Source organism: Streptomyces aureoversilis, from assembly GCF_042657885.1.
Classification (GTDB): Bacteria; Actinomycetota; Actinomycetes; order Streptomycetales; family Streptomycetaceae; genus Streptomyces; species Streptomyces aureoversilis.
Genome location: NZ_JBHSKJ010000048.1, coordinates 1 through 6,058 on the forward strand (window position 1 = coordinate 1; position 6,058 = coordinate 6,058).

The 6,058-nt window shown below is 64.0% G+C and carries 2 protein-coding genes and 1 pseudogene; all 3 read right to left on the reverse strand.

The annotated features are described in order from the left end of the window. Positions 1-273: 273 nt before the first annotated feature. Entirely contained in the window at positions 274-1,305 is a 1,032-nt protein-coding gene (locus tag ACFPP6_RS36165; RefSeq protein ID WP_382051105.1) for a hypothetical protein, read from the reverse strand. Between the two features lie 2,450 nt (positions 1,306-3,755). Next, a complete protein-coding gene (locus ACFPP6_RS36170; protein ID WP_382051106.1) occupies positions 3,756-4,193 on the reverse strand; it encodes a hypothetical protein in 438 nt (145 codons plus the stop codon). A gap of 1,027 nt (positions 4,194-5,220) precedes the next feature. Then, a pseudogene (locus tag ACFPP6_RS36175) lies at positions 5,221-5,374 on the reverse strand (cytochrome P450); the annotation flags it as partial. Positions 5,375-6,058: the final 684 nt, after the last annotated feature.

Genomic DNA, 6,058 nt, shown 5'->3' on the forward strand with positions numbered 1-6,058 from the left:
CACCCAGGCCATCCTCTGCCTCGCCAGACGACGCGTCGACGTCCTCTTCGCCATGCTCAGAGACGGCACCTTCTACGAGTCACGACCAGCCGTCCCGGCTTGACCAAACCCATAAGGGCACCCCCCCCACGAGCCTGGGTCGGCCTCGCTGGGCCGATGCCCCTCTGCCATCCGCACCGCATGAGCCCAAAGCCCGGGCACCGCTCGTCACGGCTCCCTGCGCGTGCGCAGTGCTCGCTCAGTCGGCATCGGCCCCACGAGGGCATGTGTGCCTCACGTCGGTACCCCCGCTCGTGGACGACGGAGCGCGGCTCGCACCCGCGCCGCACCCAGTGCATACGCATCTAGTTTCACAGGCACTGGCAACGCCGCACGCTGTGTCCGCACTGCAACCAGGCCCTGCTCGAGCAGGTGCTCCGCCACCCGGCACCGCGTGGTCCACGCAACCTGCTCGGCCTTCTCCCGTATGAAGGCCTGGCAGTCGTGCTGCCCATCACACTGGTGTAGATGGTGCTGGCGCATCTGAGCCGCGAACGCCGCCTCGGCCTCTGCGTCTGCCTCCCGCCCCCTGGCAAAGAGCTCAACGGTCTCCCGTCGGATCTGTGACCGTTGCTCCTCGGAGGCCAGGCGACGCAGCAGCGATGCCGTCAGCTCTGTCGCACCCTGGTCCAGGACTTGGTCGACACTATGCCCGACCCGGGAGCGGATCTCGGCCTCCAATCGACTGGCGAACTCGCCCTCCGCGACCGAGCCCAGGTATTCTCGGGCGGTTAGACCGATCTCCACTGCCTCAGCGATAGCGGCCTCTGAGGCACGGGCGTTGCCACACAGCTCGCACAGCCCCCGGGCCCTGGCACGCCCGCACTCTACGCACGGCTGTGCCCGCTCCTTGTCCTCAAGCACCTTCTGTTCCGCCCGCCGCGCGACCAGATCCTCTTGCCGCTGCGCCCGCTCAAGTGCGGCCTTCTCCCGACGCGTCGCTCGCTCCTGCTCCACCTGCCGAGTTACTGCCTGGAGCCGGGCCTCGTACAACTGTCGGTACTCTCCCGCCGGGAGTCTCGTCCCCGGCAGGCGAGCAAGCTCGAGGCTCACGGCCCGGCGCCGCGCGACGAGGTCACTCCGGTACTCGGCACATCGCTCGCATGCCGCGTTGAGGTCCATCCGTCGGCCGTCGTCGCATCGTACATCCGGGCAGACCGCGCGCCGCGGGATCGCCCACCCGATCAGCCAGCCGACCGGATCTGTGACGGGCCGTCCGCCTTGCTCGACGGCGCGCTGTCGAAGCCGAGAAGCCAGGAAAACCATGCCTTTTCCTGGCCCGAACAGGCCGTCCAAGAGATGGAGTTCACGGCGCATGGCGCTCTGAACAGTTGCTTGGGCTGCCGGACGGTCCAAGCGGCCCCAGACCATCGAGACCGGAGCCAGGAGTTCCTCCCAGCCCTTGGGTACCGGAGCCCAGACTCGCGGCGGTCTACAAGCCACCTGTGTCCAGGCCATCAGGCCCTCATGGCAGGCATCCCTCACCCTATCGAGCGCTGGCAAAAAAGTGTCAGGTGAGGGGGAAGCGCGCTTCCTCCCGCGTAGCGGGCTACTGCTACGGTCACCTCGCCGAGTACCGCCCACGACCTGCTCCGAGACCTGCGGAGTCTCCTGACGTGTACAGGCGCACTCCGGCCGACCACAGTACTCCCCGGCGGCTTTGCCGGAAAAACGATCCTTTCCCGCACCCTCAAAATCCACTGTAGGAACCCGTGGGTGGTGTGCGTGAAGGGGATCACCAGCGGGGCGCTCTGCAACCACCGCGGTCCTGCGCTGACCAGCCCCCGGTTTTCCAGCAACGACAAGGGCACTAGGACCCATCGCTGCACTGTTCTCTCCCTCCGCACCAGCGGGGTGCTCGGCCATTAGGGTTTGCTCCGCTAGCGACACCTTACTGGCACCTTTCGCGGTGTTAGTTCCGAAGGAAGCGGGCGGCTCAGAACCCCTGGCAGCTCCGACCGCAGCCTCGCCCGCCGAATTCGCAGCGACCACCGGCGGCAGCACCAACAGAGCCTTCCCCTTCAACCCCGACCCGGTCCCGCGTCGGTCCGTCGCGGCCACCCCATAGGAGCGCAACCGACCCAGAACCTTCGCCCCACCCGATACTGAGCAGCCCAGCAGCCGGGCCACCGTCGCCCCCGCACGGCCACGTCCTTTCGGCAGCCGACCGCCCACTAGCGGCACTGTTCCATTCTCACGAGCCTCCAGCACTAGGAGCAGTGCCGTGAGACGGTCCGTAGCAGCACCCCTGCCACTCCGGCCAGCAAGCAGTCCAGCACCCTGGTCCCCCGGACCCCAACCTGGCGCGAATAAAACCTCCAACACCCGCAGCAGCACCGCCAGCTCCCGTCGACTCAAAGCCAGCGGGTGCAACGCATCGCCGGAAAGCCGAGCCCGCCACACGGCCATGACCACGCAGTCCAGCCCCGTGGGCTGGCCCCACTCTCCCTCCGTTACCCGGTACTGAAGCGCATCCTTCTCGGTCAGCTGTGGTATGACGTCTTGACGGGCCGTGGACTCCGACATCCCCAGCCACCGGCCCAGCTCACGAGTCGTGATCACCGTATGACAGGACTGGTGGCGCGACTTCGCGAAGGCGACCACCACAGCCAGCCGTGCTGCGTCCGACAACCCGGCCAACGACGGATCCGTAAGCAACGCCCTCACCGCAGCACGAAGACGCGTACGCATCCCACGGCTGAGCTGCAGCGGGTGCATGAGAGCACCGGAAGGTCGAGAGTTGACTGGTGGCGTTGGCGTACTGCAGGACGCATCCACACCTGATGGGAGGTTATTCTTATTTGAGGCGTAGTCGATCGGCCTGAACGGCGCGCCAGATTTTGGCAATACACGACTAGCCCTATGGCTGGCAGCTATGATTTGCTCCAGAACTGCATAGGGATGAAGGCAAAACACAACCGACCGCTTGACCTGTCTAGAAGAAATGCCTGGTCAGCGGAGGAGCGAGTAGGCCGCAGATGCGGCCCAGGTCAGGTCAGTCGATGAGCCTCCCGTCGTGTTGCTGCTTGCGGTTGGCCCCGCAGAAGCGACGCGTGCAGCCGACTCCGTCGGCATGGTTCCAACGGTTCATAGAGATACTCGGGGTGGCGCCTCGAGTGGCGGGCGGCTTGGCAAGCCGCCTAGAAGGCGACCACCTTGGTCGCCTTCTCTCTTTGTCTCACCTGCCGAAGCACACCCGGTGACCATGGCTGGGGTCTGGGCGTTGCTGCTGTGGGGACGTGGCTGTGCCGTAGCAGCCAGCGGGGAGACTTCTGAGGGTCGTGTTGCAAGTTGAAGTGCGATGGCATGGTCGGCCGAGCCAAACTGAGTCGCGACTTCCGTGTTGCCGCGTTGGTAAGTCATTGCGGGCGCCGCGATGAGCCAGGAATCCCGCCGTTCCGCGGAGGCCGATCGACGCCTTTCGTGACTGCTGGTGTAACAGCTCTACACATAGCTAGGGTCACTCCAGGGTGATTGCTGAGGGTGCGCTCATTCGACCACTTGGCCCGGGATAGGAGTTTTTTGGTGAGTGGCTGGATGCCAGGGGTGTTGTGCTACGTGTCCTCCTTACTGAGCTTCGTTGTGCCCCTTGGTTGACGGGGCGGGCCTTCCCGAGGCCCCCAACCTGGCGGCAGGAGCCGGCGACTACCGCCCCGCACGGTCACTTCAGGAGGGGGCGCGTGCCGGTGTGAGGTCTCTGCTACCGGCGGTCCGGATCAGGGCACGGCTATGAGTTCCGGAAGAAAGGCGTCAGGCTCCTGGGCCTTGAACTCTGACAGCCATGCCCCGACGCCAAGCACCCGGTAGTCCTGTAGGTGCGCGGTTGCGTCGAGAAGTTCCCCAAGTGTGTGGGTGAGGTGAGCTAGGTTCCTAGCCACGACGAGGACCGTCGAATCGCTGACCTGACCTAGGTTGAGAGCCTTCCGCAAGGTTGCGACGGCGAGCCGGTCCCTCGAGGCGCCAGGCTTCGAAGCCCGGGTGCCGAGGTTCGTGAGCACCTGCGCAACGACGGCTTCTGTACCTCTATATCGGAGGGTTTCTTCGTCGCGTTCCAAGAAACCTTCTTGGACGAGTTTCCCCAGGGTTGTGCCGTGGAGCCCGGTGAGCTCAGTGACGCGCGTACCCGGTAGCATGCGAACTTTCGATTCGCTCATCTGTTTCCTCAACAAGCCTGATGGGCTGGGCCAAGGGATCACTCAGGCGTGGGCGTAAGGCCCCCGTTTAACTTTGGGATGACCGTACACGATGTGTGTGAGACTTGGTCTATTTTTGACTCTCGGCGTGTCCCCCGGATTGTGTGTGAGAGGTAAACGATGACGGCCAATCAGGTTACAGAGGCACTTTAATTATTCATGACAGAAAACATCTGTGTGATGTGTTCACTAGGTGCTCGACAGAGCGCAAACCTTAGGCGAGTGGATACCCTGAGCAGGGCTTCCAACCGAGGTTAGTGGGGAGAGATTTGTTGGGAGCATGTCATCCATCGCTCTATCGATTGCTTCGCGTTCGACGAGTTCTGTCGTTGCCGACGATGGTGCATTGCGCAACGGCTCCTCTACTTCTCCGCCAAGACCTGACCGGGTTCGAGCGCGGCAGTCCATACGCGACGTGTATAGACCGCTCGGTGTTCAACCCTGCGGTTCCAGCGCGTCCGCCCCTGTCTGTCGGCTCCCACCCGCCGCTCGCCGGGGCGCAGTGCACAAGAGGAAGTAGAGGTGTCCGTGGAGTCGACCTTGCATGCAGACCCGGAACCGTGACGCCGACAGACTGGTATGTGGCGCAGAAGGAAGCAGGGCTGCAGCCGGTGGAGTTCGGCAGCCGAGCCTCCACTCACGAGTCCGCGTGCCAGGTGGACGAAAGGATCAAGTAAGGCAATATACGTCTGTAGAGGCGGTCGTGAGAATGAAACCAGACACTTCGGCTCAGTGTCACCCCACCGCAGCATGCCGGGCGCGATCGTGTCGTAGAAGAGCCAGGTCACGGGCCGCTTAGTTCGCGGCCCTGTAGGCCGCGCCCGGCCGTGATCGCAGCGATGGTGTTCCGCGAGACCTGCCATCCTCGGCCCACAGGTCTAGCGGACTCATGGTGATCGTAGATCCGCCCCAGCACGTTGAAGAAGCGGGCAATCCGCATGGTGACGCCGTCGGTCTTCAGTTGCGGTAGGCGGGCAGCGCCCCGTTGATCGCGATTGGCGGTGACATAGGAGACGTAGACGCACTCGCCCGCGCGGATCAGGTTTCCCTCGACCTCGACGTCCTCGGTAGCGATACGGGGCTGTCCGATCGCGTGCTTGTGGGGGCCAATGCAGCAGTTCATCCACGGCGCGGGGTACCAGGTGCAGCCGGGATGTGCCATCCGCTGCACTGTGAGCCCCTCCGCCGCCAACAGCACTATCCGCACACGGCACACTGCGGTGTCGTCTACGCCCGCATCCGACCCTCAAGAATCACCCGGTCAACATCACTCAGTGCAAGATCCGTAGGAAACTCAACAGTTCTAGCTCAACGCGAGCTCGAGGCGAAGGCCCCCCAGGGGGGAAAGGATACGAGAAGGGGTGGCGCGGCGGAGGGAGGGTTCGACTGGCCGCGCCACCAATGAGCCGCGTCAATCCCCCACGGATCGCAACCCATCTCTACTCAATGTATCTGATGCGACACCCTACGTACAATCGGAATCGGCTGTACCCTGGCCGGCGTCGACCTGTCGCTGTACCAGATCTGCTGGAGCTGAGCCTCCCCCGAGATGCGGAGGATGATGACAGTGAGTCAGTTGGGCCGCCAGTCATCAGCCATCGCGACACTTCCGTGGGCGTTGCGACGACGGATGAGCACAGGTCCCGAACTCTAGGGGCTGCTCGGCTTCGGTCCAATTACCGCAGCACAGATCCTGGTTACTGACTTTTCGGGATTAGTGTCGGCTGGTTGGTGATCACGAGTCCGGCGCCGGTGAGGCATCCGTCGGTGAGGTGGCTGCGGTACTGGATCGTGCGGAGTCCGTGTCGGCACGTGCGGATGAGGTG